At 40.8% G+C, this 21,947-nt stretch carries 24 protein-coding genes and 2 riboswitches; of the genes, 6 read left to right on the forward strand and 18 right to left on the reverse strand.

The window, feature by feature from the left end:
• Positions 1–31: 31 nt before the first annotated feature.
• The 6 genes from BK049_RS01675 to BK049_RS01700 all read right to left on the reverse strand — a co-directional run bounded on the left by BK049_RS01675 (position 32) and on the right by BK049_RS01700 (position 6,771).
• Positions 32–1,126, reverse strand: coding sequence for a M24 family metallopeptidase (locus BK049_RS01675; RefSeq protein ID WP_071167703.1), 1,095 nt, complete (start codon positions 1,124–1,126; stop codon positions 32–34).
• Positions 1,127–1,230: 104 nt separating this feature from the next.
• Positions 1,231–3,150: a heavy metal translocating P-type ATPase gene (locus tag BK049_RS01680; RefSeq protein ID WP_071167704.1), complete on the reverse strand. Its 1,920-nt coding sequence runs from the start codon at positions 3,148–3,150 to the stop codon at positions 1,231–1,233.
• Between the two features lie 296 nt (positions 3,151–3,446).
• Positions 3,447–3,935, reverse strand: coding sequence for an endospore biogenesis thiol-disulfide oxidoreductase StoA (gene stoA / locus BK049_RS01685; protein WP_008361164.1), 489 nt, complete (start codon positions 3,933–3,935; stop codon positions 3,447–3,449).
• Positions 3,936–3,989: 54 nt separating this feature from the next.
• Positions 3,990–5,306 (reverse strand): polysaccharide biosynthesis protein, encoded by a 1,317-nt coding sequence (locus tag BK049_RS01690; protein WP_008361162.1) that lies wholly within the window; start codon positions 5,304–5,306, stop codon positions 3,990–3,992.
• A 300-nt stretch (positions 5,307–5,606) separates the two neighbouring features.
• Entirely contained in the window at positions 5,607–6,269 is a 663-nt protein-coding gene (locus BK049_RS01695; RefSeq protein WP_071167705.1) for a cell wall hydrolase, read from the reverse strand.
• Between the two features lie 307 nt (positions 6,270–6,576).
• On the reverse strand, positions 6,577–6,771 hold the full coding sequence (locus BK049_RS01700) for a hypothetical protein (RefSeq protein ID WP_008361762.1): 195 nt from the start codon (positions 6,769–6,771) through the stop codon (positions 6,577–6,579).
• Between the two features lie 156 nt (positions 6,772–6,927).
• Between BK049_RS01700 and BK049_RS01705 the strand changes: the two genes are divergently transcribed.
• Positions 6,928–7,116: a YkvS family protein gene (locus tag BK049_RS01705; protein ID WP_003211747.1), complete on the forward strand. Its 189-nt coding sequence runs from the start codon at positions 6,928–6,930 to the stop codon at positions 7,114–7,116.
• 124 nt (positions 7,117–7,240) lie between these two features.
• Here the strand turns inward: BK049_RS01705 and BK049_RS01710 are convergent, their stop codons facing one another.
• The 6 genes from BK049_RS01710 to BK049_RS01740 form a co-directional block, all read right to left on the reverse strand.
• The gene (locus BK049_RS01710; RefSeq protein ID WP_071167706.1) at positions 7,241–7,459 is read right to left on the reverse strand and encodes a hypothetical protein; all 219 of its coding nucleotides are present in this window, start codon (positions 7,457–7,459) and stop codon (positions 7,241–7,243) included.
• A gap of 261 nt (positions 7,460–7,720) precedes the next feature.
• Positions 7,721–8,218: a preQ(1) synthase gene (gene queF / locus BK049_RS01720; protein ID WP_003211403.1), complete on the reverse strand. Its 498-nt coding sequence runs from the start codon at positions 8,216–8,218 to the stop codon at positions 7,721–7,723.
• Positions 8,219–8,233: 15 nt separating this feature from the next.
• Entirely contained in the window at positions 8,234–8,965 is a 732-nt protein-coding gene (queE, locus tag BK049_RS01725) for a 7-carboxy-7-deazaguanine synthase QueE (RefSeq protein ID WP_008361757.1), read from the reverse strand.
• On the reverse strand, positions 8,962–9,399 hold the full coding sequence (gene queD / locus BK049_RS01730) for a 6-carboxytetrahydropterin synthase QueD (RefSeq protein ID WP_071167708.1): 438 nt from the start codon (positions 9,397–9,399) through the stop codon (positions 8,962–8,964). Before queD ends, queE begins: the two co-directional genes overlap by 4 nt.
• A complete protein-coding gene (gene queC, locus BK049_RS01735) occupies positions 9,400–10,056 on the reverse strand; it encodes a 7-cyano-7-deazaguanine synthase QueC (protein WP_071167709.1) in 657 nt (218 codons plus the stop codon).
• Positions 10,057–10,215: 159 nt separating this feature from the next.
• Positions 10,216–10,260, reverse strand: a riboswitch (PreQ1 riboswitch).
• A 71-nt stretch (positions 10,261–10,331) separates the two neighbouring features.
• Entirely contained in the window at positions 10,332–11,375 is a 1,044-nt protein-coding gene (locus BK049_RS01740) for a YkvI family membrane protein (protein WP_008361751.1), read from the reverse strand.
• A gap of 245 nt (positions 11,376–11,620) precedes the next feature.
• On the opposite strand from BK049_RS01740, the gene BK049_RS01745 reads away from it, so the two are divergent.
• From BK049_RS01745 to motB, 4 genes are all read left to right on the forward strand, one after another.
• Entirely contained in the window at positions 11,621–13,723 is a 2,103-nt protein-coding gene (locus BK049_RS01745) for an ATP-dependent Clp protease ATP-binding subunit (protein ID WP_008361749.1), read from the forward strand.
• A 31-nt stretch (positions 13,724–13,754) separates the two neighbouring features.
• Positions 13,755–13,952 (forward strand): hypothetical protein, encoded by a 198-nt coding sequence (locus BK049_RS01750; RefSeq protein WP_008361747.1) that lies wholly within the window; start codon positions 13,755–13,757, stop codon positions 13,950–13,952.
• A gap of 147 nt (positions 13,953–14,099) precedes the next feature.
• A complete protein-coding gene (gene motA / locus BK049_RS01755; RefSeq protein ID WP_008361746.1) occupies positions 14,100–14,894 on the forward strand; it encodes a flagellar motor stator protein MotA in 795 nt (264 codons plus the stop codon).
• Complete coding sequence (gene motB, locus BK049_RS01760) at positions 14,887–15,651, forward strand: flagellar motor protein MotB (protein ID WP_071167710.1); 765 nt, start codon at positions 14,887–14,889, stop codon at positions 15,649–15,651. The genes motA and motB overlap by 8 nt, the downstream gene beginning before the upstream one ends.
• Positions 15,652–15,883: 232 nt before the next feature.
• Here the strand turns inward: motB and mhqR are convergent, their stop codons facing one another.
• Complete coding sequence (gene mhqR, locus BK049_RS01765; RefSeq protein ID WP_003211701.1) at positions 15,884–16,339, reverse strand: MarR family transcriptional regulator MhqR; 456 nt, start codon at positions 16,337–16,339, stop codon at positions 15,884–15,886.
• A gap of 241 nt (positions 16,340–16,580) precedes the next feature.
• Here mhqR and BK049_RS01770 point away from each other — a divergent pair, with 241 nt between their 5' ends.
• Complete coding sequence (locus tag BK049_RS01770; RefSeq protein WP_071167711.1) at positions 16,581–18,080, forward strand: sporulation kinase KinD; 1,500 nt, start codon at positions 16,581–16,583, stop codon at positions 18,078–18,080.
• 50 nt (positions 18,081–18,130) lie between these two features.
• On the opposite strand, the gene BK049_RS01775 is transcribed toward BK049_RS01770, so the two are convergent.
• The 5 genes from BK049_RS01775 to mtnW form a co-directional block, all read right to left on the reverse strand.
• A complete protein-coding gene (locus BK049_RS01775; RefSeq protein WP_008361487.1) occupies positions 18,131–18,373 on the reverse strand; it encodes an aspartyl-phosphate phosphatase Spo0E family protein in 243 nt (80 codons plus the stop codon).
• A gap of 298 nt (positions 18,374–18,671) precedes the next feature.
• Positions 18,672–19,202: a 1,2-dihydroxy-3-keto-5-methylthiopentene dioxygenase gene (locus BK049_RS01780; protein WP_008361485.1), complete on the reverse strand. Its 531-nt coding sequence runs from the start codon at positions 19,200–19,202 to the stop codon at positions 18,672–18,674.
• A 16-nt stretch (positions 19,203–19,218) separates the two neighbouring features.
• The gene (locus BK049_RS01785) at positions 19,219–19,857 is read right to left on the reverse strand and encodes a methylthioribulose 1-phosphate dehydratase (RefSeq protein ID WP_071167712.1); all 639 of its coding nucleotides are present in this window, start codon (positions 19,855–19,857) and stop codon (positions 19,219–19,221) included.
• Positions 19,821–20,516 (reverse strand): 2-hydroxy-3-keto-5-methylthiopentenyl-1-phosphate phosphatase, encoded by a 696-nt coding sequence (locus BK049_RS01790; protein ID WP_071167713.1) that lies wholly within the window; start codon positions 20,514–20,516, stop codon positions 19,821–19,823. Before BK049_RS01790 ends, BK049_RS01785 begins: the two co-directional genes overlap by 37 nt.
• Positions 20,517–21,734 (reverse strand): 2,3-diketo-5-methylthiopentyl-1-phosphate enolase, encoded by a 1,218-nt coding sequence (mtnW, locus tag BK049_RS01795; RefSeq protein ID WP_071167714.1) that lies wholly within the window; start codon positions 21,732–21,734, stop codon positions 20,517–20,519. It abuts the gene before it with no gap.
• Between the two features lie 99 nt (positions 21,735–21,833).
• A riboswitch (SAM riboswitch) is annotated at positions 21,834–21,935 on the reverse strand.
• Between the last annotated feature and the right edge of the window lie 12 nt (positions 21,936–21,947).

The following is a 21,947-nucleotide window of genomic DNA, read 5'->3' on the forward strand; positions in this document are numbered from 1 at the left end:
AGGCTTGGACGTTCATCGTGATTTTTTTTCATTACTTGATGATCGTCAGCTCTTTTGGATACTTGGTCAAGGTGACTGGCCCATCTGCTGTAATCAGAACATCATCTTCAATTCTAACTCCGCCGACTCCTGGTACATAAATACCCGGCTCAATCGTATAGACCATTCCTTCTTGCAGAAGGTCATCGTTTGCTTGGCTCATAGAAGGAAACTCATGAACAGAAATCCCCAGTCCGTGTCCAAGGCGGTGCGGGAAATATTCGCCATATCCCGCTTCTGTGATCAGCCCTCTTGCTTTTAAATCAAGATCGCCAATTCTCACACCTGGCTGGCTCATTTCAAGTGCTGCCATTTCTGCTTTTAAGACGGTGTTGTAAATATCCTTTTGTTTTTCAGACGCTTCTTGATAGATGAAGGTTCTTGTAATGTCTGAACAATATCCATCTACGATCACACCAAGGTCAAATAATACAAAATCGCCTTTTTTTAAGGCTGCCTGTCCTGGATTTCCGTGAGGTTCGCCTGATTTTTCTCCAAAGAGAACCATTGTTGAAAAGGACATGCCTTGGATGCCTTTTTTCTTTAGTTCATATTCGATGACAGCAAGAACCTCTGTTTCTGTGATCCCTTCTTTTAAGGCATTGACGCCAATTTTGACCCCTTCATCTGCCAATTGAGCGGCTTTTTTCAGTGTCGCAATTTCAGCTTCGTCCTTTATCAGCCTTAACTGGTTTAGCACATCTTCTGCCCGGACGAATGTTTCTGCCCGCGTGACAGCTTGGAGCTGCTCTGCTCGTTGCAGAGGAATTGATTCTTTTTCAATCGCCAGACGAGTCGTCCGTACACCTCGTTTTTCTATGGCCTTTTGCATGAAATCAAATGGGTTTTCATGATCTTCATATCCAATGATCTCTCCATGCCATCCTGCATTCTTCGCCTGCTCCATTTCCATTTTAGGCAAAATGAAAAATGGGTCTGCCTCTTGAAAAACAAACAGACCCATCACTCTTTCGTGCGGTTCTGTGAAGTATCCAGATAGATAGAACACATTTTCCTTTGTATGTATAAATGCACCTTGAATGTCTTTTTCCTTTAGCCAAGAAGACAAGTGATTCATTCGGTTCATCGTGATCCTCCTTACACGTTTAACTACTGATCTATTGTATCAGCTTTTACTGTATTTCGCACAAAAGCGCACTGACATAAAGCCAGTGCGCCTTGATAATTTGCTTAAGAGGCACGAAGCAGACGCAGGCCATTTAAAATAACCAAAATTGTACTGCCTTCATGTCCAATCACACCAAAAGGTAAATCAAGAACTTGTAAGAAATTCGCACAAATTAATAGACAGATCACAGTTAATGAAAAGATGATGTTTTGTTTAATGATTCGATTCATTTTTCTTGAAAGACGGATCATCTTTGTCAGGTTGTTTAAATTATTTTTCATTAAAATGAGATCTGCCGTTTCTAATGCAACGTCTGTCCCTCCGCCCATCGCCACCCCAACATCTGCTGTGGCGAGTGCAGGTGCATCATTAATCCCGTCTCCTACCATAATGATAGAATTACCTTGTTTTTTTAATTGATTGACTTCATGGACCTTCTCATCTGGAAGGCATTCAGCGACAACGGTTTGGATACCGGCTTCCTCTGCAATCGCTTCAGCGGTTTTTTGCTGATCTCCTGTCAGCATGACCGTTTGGATACCTAAATCGTTTAGCTCCTGGATCATTTTTTTGGCTTCTGGTCTGATTTGATCCTTTAGACCAAGGCAGCCGACGACTTCTTGATTTTTTTGAACATAGACAACTGTATATCCTTGTGCTGAAAGAACATCACCAGCCTCTTCAATTTCACGATCCATTGAAGCTTTTCCGGCAAAATCTTTCTTTCCAATACGCCATGTGTCTCCGTTCAATTGTGCCTTCACACCAAAACCAGACGTTTCTTCAATGGTGACATGAGCTGACCGCTCCGTTTGGTGCTCTTTTGCCATATCAGAAATTGCTTTAGCTAATGGATGGTTTGACTGACTTTCAATTTGATAGAGCGCCTGATAAAAGGTCGATTCATCTTGCTCTTTTGCCATGATCACTTTTTCAACTGCTGGCTTTCCGCTTGTAATCGTGCCCGTTTTATCAAATGCAATCATCGTGCTTGTGCCGAGCTTCTCTAAAAAGACACTTCCTTTCACAAGCATACCGTTTCTTGCGCCGTTTGAGATCAGTGAAAGAGCTGCTGGCATAATAGACGCAACGAGTGCACAAGGTGAGGCAACCACCATAAACACCATCGCACGATAGAATGTCTCACTCATACTCCAGCCAAGTACAAAATGAGGCAGGAACATTAACATAGCAACAGTGATTAGCACACCTTTTACGTATGCACCTTCAAATTTTTCAATAAAGGCTTGGCTCGGCGAAACACTTTCCTGTGCAGACTCGACAAGCTTAATGATTTTATGGAAAAGCGTTTCTTCATTATGTTTCGTGACTTCTACTGTTAATGAACCATTTAAGTTCACAGTTCCTGCAAACACATCTTCCCCTTGTCCTTTTTCCTGTGGAACCGATTCACCAGTCAGTGCAGATTCGTCCACACTTGTTCTTCCGCTTATGATCACACCATCTGCTGCAATACGTTCGCCAGCTTTGATTAAAATACGATCGCCTGGCGTTAGTGAAGAAGCAGCCACTTGGATGGTGGTGCCATCTTCTTCAATGAAAGTGGCTTCATCTGGGGCGATACTCATTAATGCCGTTAAATCTTTCTTGCTTTTATTTGATGTGTATGTTTCTAGCGCACCGCTGAGCGAGAAAATAAAAATTAAGATGGCGCCCTCCGCCCAGTATCCAATAATCGCTGAGCCTATCGCTGCAAAAATCATTAAAAGTTCAACATTCAATGTTTTAGATGAAATGGTTTCTTCGATTCCTTCCTTCGCCTTTGCAAAACCGCCAATGACAAAAGCAAGAATGAAAAGTGGAATACTCCACATGCTTTCATCCTTTAGAAACCATCCAATCAAGATGAGAATCCCCGAGATACCTGCTGCCATTAATTCTCCGTGCTGTGCCCATTTGTGAAAGAGCGATGTTGATTCCTTTTGATTTGTCGTTTGATAAAGTACTGTATTCTCATTCATGATTGTTTTCTCCTCTCTAATTGATAATGATTTTCACATTATCAATCGTTACCCGTTCCGTTTTTCATCTATTTTTCTTTGCTATTTCAAGCTTTTTATAGGTCTGTAACTCATTATAACAGGTTCTGATTAATTTTCAATTAATAATTATTATAATTTCTTTTTGATAATAATTATCATTATTGATACCGTCCATTCCTTCCTCATCTGAGCACATTTTATTCAGCTAAGAGTCAATCGAACACAAAAAAAGAACCAAAGGTTTGACCATTGGTTCTTTACAGAAAGGATTTTCTCTATGAATTTGTCCACTCTTTGATTTGTTTTTTCGTCATTGGGCCTACATGGTTTTTGACTACTTCTCCTTTTTCATTGATCAAAAAGGTAGTAGGAATCGTGATAATTTGATATTTCTTCATCATTTCACCGCGCTCATCCAGCACAATCGGAAATGTAAATTTTCTATCTTTCACAAATTGGGCGACGGCATGTTTACTTTGCTCAGCACCCAGTAAATTAACCGTCAGTATATCAACATCACTCTGATTTTCTTTCACGATCTGCTCAAAGGCTGGCAGCTCCATTTTGCAGGACGGGCACCATGTTGTCCAAAAATGCAGGATCGTTCGTTTCCCTTTCGCCGGAACCATCTGCATCTCCCCCGTTAAGGCAGGAGCCTCTATCCTCGGCGCCATCACAGGCTCTTTCGCTTCTGCCTCTACGTTCATCAGAAATAGAAGAAGGGTCATTATCAGAAGATTGGCAGGTAGATATTTACGATTCATCATCATCTTCCTTCCGCGTTTTCTTATAGCTTGCCCTCTAGCTGAAGATGACATTCATGCTTTTTTCACTGTGAGAAACATGGAAACGCCAAGCTCTTTACATATGGTTGCATAATGAAGAGCCGTCAATAGCAGCATTCCCGTATTCATGCCTAAGATGACCCCCATCATATTCAAAGATTCCATTGACCCGAGGAAATACACCATAGAAAACGAGACGACATGCACCCATATATTATGTAGGAACACATCTTTCATCAGCCCCATTCCGATTAAACACGCTTGAAACGGCATCACAAACAGGTGGCATAAAAAATACGGCCAGAGCAGCTGTAGATAGACGGCTGCTTGCGGCGAGTCAAAAAAGAGCTGCGCGAGCGGGTAGGCGAAGTAATACATGATCATCACTGCCGGCACCCCATACCCAAACGTAATGAGAATCGCTTGCCTTACACGTTTTTTCACGAGATCATACTGCCCTAAGGCATAGGCTTCAGATACATTCGGAATCATCACAATCATAATGGAATGTGCGATAAATGCCGGGAAAAAACCGATGGACATCGCTACACCCGCAAGCATTCCGTAATGATCAACAGCCAGTGTTCCAGAAATACCGGCTGCCACAAGGGCCCCTTTGATTAAAAATGGTTCAACTGCATTGGCAATCGCATGAAAAATGCGCATGCCAGTTGTCGGAATGGAGACAGCTAACAATCGCTTTCTTACGTCAATCCCTCTTAGTTCAACAGACCGGACATTCACAGCATTTTTTGCCATGATGTATTGGGAGTATAGATAGATAAAGACGACAAGATCACTTGCAACGATGACCCCAATCGCAATCAGCACCGCTGTTTCGATACCAAACGAATACCAATGAAAAAACAAAAACAAGCAGATGAGCTGGATCGTTTTTTTCAGCATATTCGCTAGGGCAATTCTGCCCATTTGCTGCTTGCCCATAAAATAGCCGCGTGCAATGGAAGTAAACGCGATAATGGGAATGAGTGACAAAACCAAGCCTTTCATTAATGGATGATACGACTGAAACACAGGAATGAAAGGAAGGACAATCGCTGCGATTCCCGTAGTTGTACATGTCACCACAAGCGTCATTTTAAACGCATGGCGCAGCATACTTTTGTGTAACCGCTCGTGCGATTCGGCAATGAATTTAGAGATGGAGACTGGTAGCTCTAAGCTGGCAATCACTAGTACAAGCATGATGATTGGAAGGATGCTCATATAAAGACCCATTCCATGCTCTCCAAGCTCTCTCGCTAAAATCATATTGACTAAGAACTCGATACACTCCGCAATAAAAGCTGCGACAGATAGCAGAATGACCCCTTTTACAAATCGATTCATGTAGCCTCCCCTTGTCTAAAAGCAAATTCTTTTCACATTCTATGAGACAAGTCCTGAAAATATTTTGATAATTGGAGACAAAAAAAGCAGCGACCTATTGATCGCTGCTCAGCGTGTAGACAAACCCTCGCATTCGGTGTCAGTCCTGCGCGCCGGTGCTCACGAATGTCAAATTCGCTCCGCTCCGGTACTCGTCCTTCCTAGACTGCAAAGGTTTTCAGCTCACGCTGAAAAGAAGACAAAGGGCTAAAATAAAGTTCATTTTAGCCCTTTGTCAACAATCTATTGATCGCTGCTTTTTTACACTGCAAATACGTGACGGCCGATGCGTTCTACAATTTTACGGGAACGAATCCAGTGATCTGTCGCCGTTTTTGGATTATAAAAATAAATCGCCTTTGTCGTTCTGTCATCTTCTTTTACAACTTGCTTCACAGCTTTTACCGAATCTTGATCTGGCTTATCATTGATACTGCCATTTGAAACCGGCTGGAAGGCATTTCGCTGATAAATGACTCCTCTGACACTGTCAGGAAAAGAGCCATGTTCCACTCTGTTTAAGACGACACTTGCTACAGCTTTTTTCCCAGCGTAAGATTCACCTTTCGCTTCAGCATGTACCAATCGAGAAAGCAAGTCCATTTCTTCATTAGAATAACGCGCTTGATTTTTTGAGCTTGCTGGCTTTGCCGTTTTAGCATGTTCCTTTTTCTTCGGCTTCGGTTTTGGTGCCTTTTTTTCTGTTGTCGTGCTTAGCATTTTCACTTCCTGCTGATGTTTCTCCTCTGAAAATGCCGGGATCACGGTATGCTTTTCATCTTGATCTATATATGAAAGCTGATGCTTCACAGGTGCTTGTCCAAGTTTTTGACTTAATGTGCCTTGCTGCTCTTGTATATTGTCCATCTTCACCGCTGAGATGAGCATAAGGATGGCAAAAAGAGCAGTATGAATTTTAATCATTCGCCTCATTCCTCCTATAATCAATGTAGGCCGTAAGATACTTGTCCACTCTAACAAGAGCCTCTTCTATTTTCACGCACAAAGATTTGCATGCCTGTCCAAATTCCGTCATTAAATGGCATGTCCTAGTTGAAATACGCATGAAATGGAAATGTTAGCGCTTAAAAGAGTCCTTTTTCAGCCTATAATCATCCTTATACTCCTGATTATGGATTATTACATTTTCTTATCATATGTATCAGGCTGGTTTGAAGTGTGACAAAAGAACCAAAAATAAAAAGCTTTCTCTCATCCATGAGAAAAAGCTTCAGCTTCTTGCTTCTTTAAGATATTCAAAAATAACATCTCCACCGTGCTTGGCAATTCCGCGAAACTGTTTAAAATCATCTTGATTGACCAAAACAGAACGAAACGTTAAAAAATCATCCTTTTGAATGGTCACTTGTTTTTCCGTTCCATTCCGTAATGATTCTAGTATTGTGTGGATTTGTTCTTCAGTCAAAAAAACCGCTCCTTTTCAGCCATGATCAACTATTAAATATACCATTCGTTTAATGAAAACGAAACAAAAACGTCTTTATCCTTTACATTGGTATGAAAATATTGCAAAATACTTTTTAATAGGGAATGAAATCTGTTTTTAAAGGAGAGGGATCGGTTGAAGATTGCAAAAATTGGAAATGTGATCGAATTTAGAAATGGTTTAACAGGTGTAGTTGAAAAAGTAAATGAAAACTCTGTCATTGTAGATGTTACCATTATGGACAACTATAGAGATTTAGAACTGGATTCACTAACAGTCGTTAATCATAAAAACTATAAAATCATCAAAGACTCCGTACATTAATTTGCAATCCTCAATTCTGGCTATCGTTACATAAGGATATACGAAGCAAAGCTGCCCTCGTTTGACAGCTTTGCTCTCTTTTACCATCACATATGAAAAAGGCTGACAACCAAGTGAAAGGGCATCAGTCTTTTTGCGCGTGAAAGGTTTGCATTTCCGCTTTTGTTTTGTACATTTCAACTTCTTCAGGTGTGATCACTCCTTTATCAATTAAAAGGGCAATCACCCCAAGCAATGTGGAGGCACTCCATTTATACCGTTCCTTATTTTGATGTTCAAGCATGTGAAGCTCTTCTCTTAATTCCATGAGCAGCTTCTCTGTTTTGTCTTCTTTGTTTTCCAACCCAAACGCCTCCGTTTTCACTCGTTGCTCTTATTTTATCTCAAAGCAAATGGGATAAGCAAAAAAAGCACGATTTACCTTTACAAACATACGTTCTGTCGTATATAATATATTTACGAGCTGGTAGCCCCCAGCCGTCCTAGCAAGTTCTATTCCTATTGGTATGAGAAGAGTGACATGACTCTTCTCTTTTTTATGTTTCCTCATCAGCTCATTTCCACTAAAAAAAGACATGTCATCCGGCATGTCTTTTCCTATTAATTAGCGATTGTCAATCGTTTCTGGATACATATCATGATTCATCATACGATAAGATGCCATTTCTTCATACTTTGTCCCAGGTTTTCCGTAGTTCGTATACGGGTCAATCGAAATACCGCCTCTTGGTGTGAATTTTCCCCATACTTCAATATATCTTGGGTCCATTAATTCAATCAGATCGTTCATGATAATATTCATACAATCCTCATGGAAGTCACCATGGTTACGGAAGCTGAACAAATATAATTTTAACGATTTACTTTCGACCATGATTTCATTGGGAATATAGCTGATATAAACCGTCGCAAAATCTGGCTGCCCTGTTTGCGGACAAAGTGAAGTGAATTCCGGGCAATTGAATTTCACAAAATAATCTCTATTTGTATGTTTATTCGGGAACGTTTCAAGCACTTGTGGTGCATAGTCAAACAAATAATTCGTCCCTTGATTACCTAGTAAAGTGACACCTTCTAATTCTTCAGGTTTTCTTGTCGTCATTTTGTCTCTTCCTTTCTATACGCCTCGTTTATTTCCCCACAATAACGTGTGCAGCTGCGGTAAGACTCTCACACGATTCAAATCTGGATCTTGCGCCACTTGATCTACAAGCGCTTCATATTTCTTTAATAAATGCGTTAATAGGTAAGCATCATCAGCTGTCGTCGTATCATCATTTCCAACCTGCAAATAAAAAGGAAGCTCTGGGTATTTCGCATGAACATCCTTCGCATAGGCTAGATCTTGATCATCAAAGATCACGACCTTCAGGCTTGCATGCTGCAATCTGTTTCCGTTTTTCAGTTCATCAATGATACGTGTTAGTTTCGTGAAATCGGTTTTCATCTTCGAGCTTGGCGGCTTTGGAGAAATCGTTAAATCATCAATCTTCAAAAACCAATCTTGATACATCGTTCCTTGCGTTTCCAGTGCCGTATCAATCCCTTCTTCATGGAGAAGATCAATGAGGGTTTCCATTTGCTTTAAAAGCGCAGGATTCCCTCCTGAAATGGTGACATGAGAAAAAGCCTCACCGCCTATTTTCTTCAGCTCTTTTACAATGTCCTCTGCTTGAAGCCACTGGATATCATGCTTGGCTGATCCATCCCATGTAAATGATGAATCGCACCAGCTGCAAGAGTAGTCACAGCCCGCTGTTCTGACAAACATGGTTTTTTGACCAATGACCATTCCTTCTCCTTGAATGGTCGGACCAAAGATTTCTAATACAGGAATCGCTTTAGTCACTTGAGCTCAACTCGTTTCGGACGGTAAATGCAATAGCTAGTTGGTGTCTCTCTGACAAAAACCTGAACACATACCGGTTTGTTCGCTAAGGTCGTTAAATACGCCGCCACTTTGTCATACACAGTCTTTGCAACAACCTCAGTGGTTGGCATAGCGTATGGATCGTTTGATGAAAATTCTTCATGGTCATTGAGCAGTGTATGGTCGTACTGCCCATGAATGAGCTTTTTCAGCGTGCTGAAATTGACAAGGAAACCTGACTCATCTAGATCGTCTCCCGCAATCGTGATATTGATCGTATACGTATGACCATGTACGCGGCTGCATGCACCAGCCTCTTCTCTTGGAATGAAATGGGCTGCCGATAGATGCATATCTTTATTCAATTCAAATGAAAATGGGTGATCTGTCTGTGGATAGATTTCAGAAAGCATTTAGTTTGCCTCCTTCATTTTCATATAAGTATCATAGCCATTTTTCCGAAGCTTACATGCAGGACATTCCCCGCAGCCGTCAGAAATGATGCCATTATAGCAAGTGAGCGTTTCATTTTTCACAAAGTCTAGCGCATTCAGATCATCTGCCAGCTTCCACGTTTCTGCTTTATTGAGCCACATGAGCGGCGTATGAATCACAAATGGTTTTTCCATTGCCAAATTCACCGTAACGTTGCAAGATTTCACAAACTCATCTCGGCAATCCGGGTAACCACTAAAGTCTGTCTCACACACACCTGTGATAATATGTCTTGCTCCGATTTGATACGCAAGAATAGAAGCAAAGGATAAGAACACTAAGTTCCTCCCAGGAACAAATGTGGATGGCAGCTCGCCCTCTTTTTCCTCAATAGCAATGTCATCTCTTGTTAAAGCATTAGGTGCTAGCTGATTTAAAAGCGACATATCTAATAGATGATTTTTCACACCTAGCTTGTCAGCAATTCTTTTGGCGACATCAATTTCTTCTTGATGACGCTGATTATAATGAAAGGTTACTGTTTCAACCTCTTTAAATTGTTGAAGTGCCCATAATAAACATGTCGTACTGTCCTGTCCCCCGCTAAAGACAACGACCGCTTTTTCATTTCTCATTTTTTATTTTCCTCCTTTTACAGATGAGTACAATCGTACAAAGCTGCATCTGAAAGGCTCCTCACAACCCCTATTTTTCTCAAAAGAAAAGACACCTTTACATGTGTATGAGGTGTCCCAGCCATAAAAAATAAAAAATGCCACATCCAAGGATACGGCAAGTCCTTAGTTTTTTATAGAGGGTTTTGCTAGAACCTCTCCCGTCTTCACGGATTTTTGTTCAATTTTCACAGAGGATAGTGTACCACATATTTTTTATACAGGCTATCCCTTCTTTACTGATGAAAGGATGCAGGCATTTTTTTCAGGCAAAGAAAGAGGATGAAAAAGATGCTGACATAGCCGAAAATGGGGTAAACCGTTGAAATGAGTGTACCGTATCCAATTTTACTGATCACATAGCAGCAGATCAGAATAAGAGATATTGTATAGAGACTATTCATTCGGATATACACACTCACTTGTCTTTCGAGTCCATATAGATTCCCTATGACGGATGTAAAGACTTCGCCGAAGATCACAAATAAATAGATGAGATGTATGGAGTTTGCTACTTGATACACCACCTGAGCCATTGGAATATCATACGCCTCCAGCATATCTAATGAAGAAAGGGATAAAAAGCAGGCAATGAGAATGAGTGTCAGCATGCTGCCGCCAAGCACCGCTCCCTTTTTAATCACAGCCTCTGACGTCATTTCATTTGCAACCGGCACTAATACGGCTTGAGACAGCGCTAAATTAAAAGCGCCGTATGAAATTGCAGACAGCACCCATTCGCCCTCTCCCATTTGCAGCGCAAGAACGTGACTTTCGACGCTAGTAAACACAAATGAATCAAAAAACACAATGAATGAAAAGAAAATAAGCATCGGGACGACGAGAACGTTGACACCAAATACCCCTTTTGACCCTTTAAAAAGGACAATGACGCTCAGTATAATCGTTAAGAAAACACCATATTCCTTCGATATGCCAAGCTGTTCTTCAAAAATAGCGCCTGCACCAGAAATCATCACTGAGGTCACACCCAGTAAAATAAAAAACATGACGACATTTATATATCGACTCGCTGCTGCTCCAAATAAAAAGCGATTCATATCTTGATAAGATGAAGCTTTCATTCGTTTCGAGATGAGCATCATTTTTGCGCCAAGGCCAGTAAAAATAGCGCCGCTAATCAAAATACCAATTAGTCCAATCCAGCCAAAACGAACAAAAAATTCAACGATTTCTTTTCCTGTCGCAAACCCAGCTCCAACCACTGTTCCCACATATACAAAGGCAAGCTGAAAAGCGGATTCATTTGAACGTTTCATTTGACCCCTCCGCACCCACACTTTCGATTGTCTCTTTTTTATCCTATGAGACAAGTTCCTTGAAAAGAAGGACAAACCATGATTAAATGCAAAAAAGGATTTTTTATCAAACTTTGAGCAAAACAGTTGAAAGTCAAAATAGGTCAGAGTATACTATAGTCAAAGATGGTCAAACAACGGACCATTTTATTTAACTTTCATTGGTCAAATAAAGTCAAACTTTATTTTTAAGGAGGTCATGGCAAATGCGTTGTCAACAATGTCAAGTAAATGAGGCGACTATTCGCCTGAATATGCAAGTGAATTCGTCCCGCAGCCAAATGGTTTTATGTGAGGACTGCTACACCTCTTTGATGGAGCAGTCAAAAATGAAAATGGGACCTAGCCTGTTCGGAGGACATTCATTCTTTTCTCAGCCAACAGGACATGCCCCAATCGGGGAGCAGCCTAAACAAAAAGGCTTACTCGATGAACTTGGCCAAAACTTAACTGATGGCGCAAATGCTGGCCTGATTGATCCAGTCATTGGCCGTGATGAAGAAGTCGCAAGAGTCATTGAGATTTTAAATAGAAGAAATAAAAACAATCCTGTCCTCATTGGTGAACCTGGTGTTGGTAAAACAGCTATTGCCGAAGGACTTGCACTAAAAATTGCAAGTGGCGATGTACCAAATAAATTAAAGAACAAACAAATCTATTTATTAGATGTCTCCTCACTTGTGGCGAACACAGGTGTACGCGGACAATTTGAGGAACGAATGAAGCAATTAATCAACGAATTGAAAAGCCGTAAAAATGTCATCTTATTCGTAGATGAAATCCATCTTCTTGTAGGCGCAGGGTCTGCAGAAGGATCAATGGATGCCGGAAATATTTTAAAACCAGCCCTTGCACGAGGCGAGCTGCAGCTAGTCGGTGCGACTACATTAAAAGAGTATCGTCAAATTGAAAAAGATGCCGCACTTGAACGACGCTTCCAGCCAGTCATGGTTCATGAGCCAACACAAGATGAAGCGATTGAGATATTAAAAGGCATTCAAGATAAGTATGAGGCCTATCATGGCGTCACTTATTCTGACGAAGCCATTAAGGCATGCGTTCAGTTATCTTCGCGGTATATTCAAGACCGCCACTTGCCAGATAAAGCCATTGATTTAATGGATGAAGCGGGTTCAAAAGCGAACCTCTCTCTTGATGCAGCAAGTGAAGATGAATTAACAAACCGTCTTGCCCAAATTGCCGCTGAAAAACAAGCTGCTTTAAAAGAAGAACAATATGAAAAGGCAGCGAAGCTCAGGGATGAAGAAGAAGCGATAGAAGCGAGACTTCAAAACAAATCAGATGACAAAAAGCATGTCGTCACAGCTGAGGATATCCAGTCCATTGTAGAACAAAAAACAGGAATCCCGGTTGGCAAACTGCAAGCAGACGAACAAACAAAAATGAAAGAAATCGACGTCCGCTTAAAAGCACGAGTCATTGGTCAGGAACATGCGGTTGAAAAAGTAGCAAAAGCCGTCAAAAGAAGTAGAGCCGGTTTAAAATCGAAACATAGACCAACAGGCTCCTTCCTTTTCGTTGGACCGACAGGCGTCGGTAAAACCGAATTGTCCAAAACATTAGCGGAAGAATTATTTGGCTCAAAAGACGCGATCATTCGTTTGGACATGAGTGAATATATGGAGAAACACTCTGTATCCAAAATCATCGGTTCTCCTCCTGGATACGTTGGTCATGACGAAGCAGGACAACTGACTGAAAAGGTTCGCAGAAAACCATATAGCATCATTTTGCTCGATGAAATCGAAAAAGCGCACCCTGATGTCCAGCACATGTTCCTTCAAATCATGGAGGATGGCCGTCTAACAGACAGCCAGGGCAGAACAGTCAGCTTTAAAGACACAGTCATCATCATGACAAGTAACGCAGGCAGCACAGATAAAACGGTGAAAGTCGGCTTCCAGTCTGACAAGGAAGAAGCCATTGAGGAACAATCACTGATTGATTCACTCAGCGCCTATTTCAAACCTGAGTTCTTGAACCGTTTTGACAGCATCATTCAGTTTAACTCATTAGACAAAGACGATTTAGTTAAAATTGTTGATCTTTTGCTTCAAGAACTAGCTGAGCAGCTAAAAGAACAAAATCTAACAGTTCACGTCACAAACGAAGCGAAAGAAAAAATCGCAGAGCTTGGATACCACCCTGCATTTGGTGCTCGTCCATTACGGAGAACGATTCAAGAGCATGTCGAAGATCAAATGACGGACATCTTACTTGAAGAAGAACATCTTTCTGGATTTACAGTCGATGTTGAACATGACGAAATTGTTGTGAGAAAGGGATAAGTACACCCTAAGAAGGAGGAGCAGCTCCATCATGGTGCAGTGGCTAAATTCCACCTGCATGCTGACGCTCCTCCGCCTCTTTTCCTTTACGATAAAAGAAAAAGAGGTGGATCACATGATGAATTGGAGCTACGATCTAATCAAAATCATCCATGAAGAAAAATTAAAAGAACTGCTCTTAGATGAAACAGATCAAACAAATCAAGTTGAAAACTCCCTTTATCTATGAGGGAGTTTCTTCTTTATGTCTTAAAGAAAGCGTTTTCGTCAAAATTTCTTCACAGAAACTGTCTTAATTTGATATTCTGACTAAAACCCTTCTGGAACACACCGATATTAACTATAGAAAAAGATAGTTAAAGGATTTGGTGAGATAATGGACAAAACATCGTTAATTGGTATTATTTTAGCATTTATTGCACTAAGTGTCGGTATGGTTTTGAAAGGTGTGAGTCTAACCGCTCTTATCAACCCGGCGGCTATTTTAATCATTGTTGTTGGGACAATTTCAGCTGTTGTCATTGCCTTCCCATCTACTGAAATTAAGAAAACACCAAAATTATTCGGCAAAATTTTCAAAGACAGCAAGCTGCCAACGATACAAGAAATGATTCCTCTATTTTCAAACTGGGCACAAATTGCTCGTCGTGAAGGTCTTTTGGCATTAGAGGCAAATCTTGAGGAAGTCGATGACGATTTTCTAAAGAACGGTTTAAGCATGGCAGTAGATGGTCAAAGTGCAGAATTTATTCGAGACGTATTAACAGAAGAAGTCGATGCAATGTCGGAGAGACATCAGTCAGGTGCACTTATCTTTACACAAGCAGGCACCTATGCTCCAACGCTTGGTGTACTTGGCGCCGTTGTCGGACTCATTGCCGCACTTGCAAACATGGGAGATATTGAAGCACTTGGACATGCGATCAGCGCTGCCTTCGTTGCCACTTTGCTTGGGATTTTTACAGGGTATGTTTTATGGCATCCATTTGCCAACAAGCTGAAGCGTAAATCAAAGGAAGAAGTAAAGCTTCGTCTCATCATGATTGAAGGTATTCTTTCTGTCCTTGAAGGTCAGTCTCCAAAGGTCATTGAACAAAAGCTTCTCATGTACTTACCAGCTAAAGAACGAGCAAATCTTGTCATTGAAGAAGGAGAAAAACAGAATGGCTAGGAAACGGAAACAACATGATCATGATGACCATGTAGATGAGTCTTGGCTGATCCCTTATGCCGATCTTCTGACGCTTCTTCTCGCCCTATTCATTGTGCTCTTTGCCTCAAGTTCTATTGATGTGGCAAAATATGAACAGATGGCCAAGTCTTTTAATGTTGTTTTTACTGGCGGCACCGGCGTGATGGACCAATCAAGCCTGGAGAGCACAGAGGAAACTGAAAACAGCGATCAAACGGAAGAATCAGCAGAAGATGATGAAGAAGCGAAAGCAAAAGCTCGAGATCAAGCGGTTTTAACAAAGGTCAAAAAGCAAGTCGATTCGTTCATTGCAGAGAAAAAGCTTGGCTCAAAGCTCGAAACAAAGCTGACGGATGAAGGCCTGCTCATTACGATTGAAGACAGCATCTTCTTTGATTCTGGGCGAGCGGTTATCCGCCCGCAGGATGTCCCGTTAGCAAAAGAAATTTCAAAACTGCTCGTCATTAATCCCGCTCGTGACATCGTCATTAGCGGACATACAGATAATGTGCCTATTCGAAATTCAGAATTTGAATCAAACTGGTATTTAAGCGCCATTCGTGCGGTCAACTTTTTAAATATTTTGCTTGAGAACAAAGATCTAAATCAAGAGAACTTTAGTACAAAAGGTTACGGCGAATTCAAACCGATCGCCTCAAACGATACAGCGGAAGGCAGAAGTAAAAACAGACGCGTGGAAGTACTTATTTTACCAATTGAGAAAAAATCAAAATAAAAAAGGAAGCCAGCGGCTTCCTTTCAGATTGTTGACAAAGGGCTAAAATGAATTTTATTTTAGCCCTTTGTCTTCTTTACAGCGTGAACTGAAAACCTTTGCAGTCTAGGAAGGACGAGTACCGGAGCGGAGCGAATTTAACATTCGTGAGCACCGGCACGCAGGACTGACAAAGAATGCGAGGGTTTGCCTACACGCTGAAAGGAAGCCAGCGGCTTCCTTTTTTATGTGTTTATTCTTTATGATCATATAAATGCTTGGCACGCAGCCCTACATGTTTGAGCATATCGATGCAGGCATCCTTTTCTTCTTCACTGAGCACACTGATCATCTCATGAATTTCTTTCGCATGATCAGGGAAGATGTCATCAAGCAAAGCTCGTCCCTGCTCTGTAATATGCGCAAATGTCACCCTGCGGTCTTCTGCACAAGCTTTTCGACTTAGGAGTTCTTTTTTCTCCAATTTATCAACCACATACGTGATGCTTCCGCTTGCAAGTAAGATCTTATCACCGATTTGCTGAAGCGGCTGATCACCTTTATGATATAGCAATTCTAGTACAGCAAATTCAGTCGGATTCAGACCGTGCTTCACAATATGTTTGTTCATGTGATGATTAATGGAGCGATAGGCTCGTGATAATACAATAAATAATTTCAAAGATTTCTCAACATTATGATTTTCCATTTTTTTATCATCCTTTATGAAATGCAACCTACTAATGTGACATTAATAAACAATAAGTAAAATGTCAACATCTTGATCTACCTTTAGCATGAAAATGAGACCAGAACGAATCACCTAATTTTTTAAAAATCACACAAGTCATCGTAATAAAGATAGGTTCAATGCTATAATAAGTCTATTAGGTAATACGTTGGAGCGATGAATGATGAGTATATTAGGTAATACGTTGGAGCGATGAATGATGAGTATATTGAAAGGGCTTTGGAAGAAGATCAAGCTGTACCTTATTTTGGTCATGATTCCAACCCTAATCATTAGTTATTTTATCTACGAAAAAGAAACTGAAAAAATCGATTTAAAAAACAAACAAACTGCTACACTTATGTTAAATATTCACAAAAACCAAATGAATTATTTAATAAGTGAAACAGAGGCGAGATTAACTTCCCTTGCCATGGGATTTGACCAGCCGCTTGAGACGAAAAAAGTACAAAACATCCTAGAGAAAATCTATAAACAAGAACCTCGTTTTTCAGGCCTGTATCTCCTAGACAAAAAAGGAAATGTAACAGCCAGTACCACACCGCTAAAAGAAAAAATCAACCTTTCATTCAGAGATTACTTTAAGCGCATTCAAGTCACAAAGCAAACCGTCATTACAGATAATTATGTAAGCCGTATTACAAATCAGCGGATTCTCTCCATTTGTGTCCCTGTTTTGAATGAAGATGAAGAAGTCACCAATGTACTAGTCGCCGCTATTCAAATTGATTATTTAAAAAATATTATGAATGTATTGAACCCAGAGCTTCATTTTAAGATGCTGAATCAAAATGGACACGTTGTGTTTACGAGTGGTCCGCAGCCAGCATCTGAAAGTGGCAGCACCGTGTCTACATATTTAGATGAAAACAGCTGGAAGCTTGAGGTTTTTCCGCAGCGTGCGACAACAAGTGAAGTGCTGTCAGTGATGCTGTTTCCTTTATCCAGTGCATTTATTCTATTAAATATTTTATTCACGCTAGTCCAATATATCATTTTAAGACGCCAAACCCAGCAGGAACGCCATCAAAATGAAGCACAGAAGCTTGAATTAATTGGCACACTCGCAGCAAGTACGGCTCACGAAATTCGCAACCCATTAACAGGCATCAGCGGGTTTATCCAGCTTTTGCAAAAGAAGTATCGTTCAGAAGAAGATCAGCTCTATTTTTCTGTCATAGAGGAAGAAATTAAACGGATTAATCAAATCGTCAGTGAGTTTCTTGTGTTAGGAAAACCAACGGCAGAAAAGTGGCAAAATAATTCGGTGAAAGAAATTATAAGTGAGATCATGCCAATCGTTTTTTCTGAGGCGAATCTTTATAATGTCGAGGTTGATTTGCAAATCAACACCATTCAAGATGTTGGCGTGTATTGCACGAAGGATCACATTAAACAAGTCGTATTAAATGTAGCGAAAAACTCATTAGAAGCGATGCCAAACGGCGGTCATTTGAAGATTGTGATTGAGGCTGAAAAAGAACAGGTCATCATTAAAGTGAAAGATACAGGGGAAGGCATACCAGAAGAAATGCTAAAACATATCTTCCTCCCTTTTATTACAACGAAGGAAAAAGGAACAGGTCTTGGGCTTGTTGTGTGTAAACGAATCATTTCGATGTATGGCGGAACAATTGATATTCAAAGCGAAATGAATAAAGGAACAACCGTGATCATCACGCTTCCTTCCGCACACTAATCATTGAGACATGATGCCGGTTTTGCTTATGCAAGACCGGTTTTTACATGTCAATAAGAGGGACGATTCACAGACAGGAGACTCATTTGAGACACAAGGTCATGAAAGGATGCAACAGACTGTTTTTCATGAAAAAGAAGGTGCTGATACTCATTCATCAAGTTGTCCAGTTCTTGACTATATTTAATTGTCGTCTCACCTGTATACCCTTCTACTTGAGCCGCTTCTACCATTTGTTTTCTCTTTTCATCAATTGACATCAACAGCTGTTCTTTCCGTATATAAATATTCATGATCTCAGCTCCCGCAATGAATTCGTCTGTCTACGCTCTAAATGATCCGACACCAAAATTATACTTTATTTGTAAATTAAATTAAATATGCTTATTTTATTTAATTTTTTACAGTCTAAAGACCTTTTACCCAATCATATCTGGGGGTAAACTTCAAATTTGGACAGGACTGACACATTGATTAAACAGAATTTTATCCTATGCAGAAGACCAAAATCAACTATTTTCTCTCTCATTTTATGTCTTTTTTCCTAAAAAAAGCTGATCTTCCGCCCGTGCGAATGATCAGCTCCTTCTATTAAACCGTTTCTTCCTCGTAAATCGGTACCCAGCCCTCAGTTGTGACAAATATGCGAACTGCGACTACTTTACGATCTTCTTGAAGTGTAAAGTAGTGACGAATATTCGGAGGCACAGAAATTAAATCTCCTGGATTCAATCTTACATCAAAAAAGATGCCATCTTTGCCTTGAATAGCAAAGATTCCATGACCACTCACGATAAATCTTACTTCGTCATCTGTATGATGGTGCTCACGTTTAAAGTTTTGGAGCAGTTCATCAAGATTTGGTGTCGCATCTGATAATGAAATCACATCCTGCGCTTTGTACCCTCTTCGTTCAGATATACTTTGAATTTCCTCTTGGAAAACAGTTAAAATTTCTTCTTTTTCATCATCTGTTAAATCATACTTTTCTGATAATCGATTTGGTAATTTTTCAATATCCCAATGCTCATAAATGACCCCTTGTTGTTCTAAATACGCTGCTACCTCTTGTTCGTTCTCAAGTAACGTGTTTTCTTCATTATGAATATAAATTGTCGCCATATGTTTTTCCTCCTTTTTATCTGACCAGCTGCTTTTGATAAAGCGCTAATTTCAAATGATAGCTAAATAAAAATTCATAAGCCTCTAAGACTCGTTTTGCTTCAAATGCTGTTTTCCCCCAAACGGTGATGCCATGATTACGAATGAGGACTGCACCGGATTCCGCCCCTTCTGTCAAGTGCGTTGCAAATTGTTCTGCAAGATGCGGAATATGAGCTGGGTTTTCAATAATGGGAAGAACCACTTCAGCATCCTCTTCCCAATAACCAAGGGCTTTGATGATTTCGTTGCCTTTAAAACGAATGTCTCCTTTATCCCCATACAGCTCAGACATGACATTATTATCAATTGTGTGGACATGAAGACAGCAGCCTGCTTTCGTCCGCTCATACACGTATGTATGAAGCAGTGTTTCAGCTGAAGGTCTAAGCGGCTGATTCGGATCATCAGGCTGACCTGCTGCATTCACAAGTACAAAATCTTCGTCTGTTTCTTTTCGTTTATCTTTGCCGCTTGCCGTCACCAAAAACGTGATTGGATCATCCGACACTTTAATCGATAGATTGCCGCTTGTTCCGTAAAACCAGTCTCTTTGTGCCAGTTCACGTTTGATGTCTGCTAGCTCCTGCCAGCGTTTACTCTTTGCGTCTCCCATTCCTTCACTTCCTTTATTTGAACAAATTGCGCTTTTAGATCAATGAAAGTTTCATACTCTTTATGCACGAGTCCAAGCTCTTTACATTCATTCAGTAAATAGTCACGCGCAAACGTGAGATCTGCATGTTTTGCTGCCTCAACGTCAGTGACTGAATCTCCAATCATGATAATGAAGTCATCTTCCTTCGTCAGCTCTCGAATAATCGAAGGTTTGCAGCAGCCACAGCCATTGTGACACTCTGAATCGCAGGCATGCGGCCATTCAACTTGAATATGGTCTTCTTTAAATGATGCATGATTGCAATAAATCTTCTCTTGATCTACAATGCCTTCGAGTATTGGATAGACAAAAAAGTCCATACCGCCGCTTAAAACATAAAAAGGAATGTCTGCTTTTTTGACATAATCGACAAATTGTTCGAATCCTTCCCGAATCTCTGTATCTTCTAAAATAAACGACTGAATGGCATCCTTCTGATCACTCGTCAGTAATTGAAACATCTGTCCGACGCCTTCTTGAATCGTGATCTCTTTTGACAGAACACCCTCCTTCAGCTTCGTCCATTCACTTGGGGCAAAGTGCTTCATGATGCGGATGATATTATCATTTTTCGTAATCGTTCCATCAAAATCACAACATACAATTGGTTTTTTCATTTATTCTGCTACCCTTCCCCAAAGATCAAGTGCTGCTTTTAAGTCTTGGCAAGATGATGCTTGTTCTTGGATGGATTCTTCTTTGATCACCGCATCTATGATAGAGCGAAATGCCTTTCCGCCGCCGATGGCTCCCCGCGGATGTCCGTGAATTCCTCCACCTGCGTTAATCACATGATCGCGTCCAAAATCTTTGATCAATACCGGAACCATTCCAGGATGAATGCCTGCTGATGGGACAGGGAACGTTTTTTGAACCGCATCTTCTTTCACGCAAGCTTCATAGATACCATGGGCATCATTTTTCGGAAGTGCAACTGACCCATAAGGAGAGGGAAAAAGACTTAAATCAGCGCCAGCATAACGATTTAATTTGCCTAAAAGAAGAGAATGCGAGAATCCATAATCAGGAGAAGATGTAAATGCGCCGCTCACTGCTGGATGTGCCATGATCGGCAATGGAATCTCTGGGTCCTCAGCTAAGCTTTGCATCACATCAAGTCCATAGGCAAAGACGTTGAATAAAAGCGCATCAGCTCCGAGTTCAGCTGCCTTTCTTGCTCGATCTTTCAGGTCAAAGGTTCTGCCAGTTAAATTAACTGCGTACAGCGTGCGATGTCCTGTCTGTTCATATGTTTCTTTTAATATCTTTTTTCCTTCTTTGATTCGGTCTTCAAAGGGGGCTAATGGACTTTCAAATAAAATCTCGTCATCTTTGATGAAGTCAACACCACCTAAAGCCTGTAAACGGAGCTGTTCTTTTAAATCCGCCATATCACGGCCGATCACGCCTTTAAAAATACTCATCAACAGCGGTCGATCAAACACATTTACCTTCTTTCGTATCCCCTCAATTCCAAATGCCGGTCCAGGCAGACTTCTTTTAAACCCTTCTGAAAATGCGATGTCAACAAGCTTTACTTTCCCATCTAGTGAAAGCTTTCCGAAAATCGTCGTTAAAACGGCGGGTAGATCAGCTGAAAAGTTAGCCTCAGGATAAGCAATTGTCACCTCTGATTGATACAAGCCATCAACTGCGGCAGCCTTTTCCTTTACGCTCACCACGCGGCCTTTATGTTTCTTCAGCTGCTCCTTTTTGAGCTGCGGCAAGTCCGTCCATGATCCGACCGTTAATCCAAGTGCGATCTGCTCCGCTTTTCGGTCTATTTGTTCATCCGCTCGATGTGTTAATACGTATGTTGCCAGTAATTCACTCACTAGGAATCCCCTTTCGATTGCGTCCTGTATATGGTCAGTAAAAAAACCTCTTTAAGTGCTTTGTCAGCGCATTAAAGAGGTTTCGTCTCATTCATCCGAATCTTATCTCTCAGCGCTTGCTGCAAGAATTAGCACCGTGCTTCATGGAAGTCGGTTGCCGGGCTTCATTGGGCTAGTCCCTCTGCCTACTCTTGATAAGAATATTCAATTTTC

It is taken from the genome of Bacillus xiamenensis (genome assembly GCF_001857925.1).
Lineage (GTDB): Bacteria > Bacillota > Bacilli > Bacillales > Bacillaceae > Bacillus > Bacillus xiamenensis.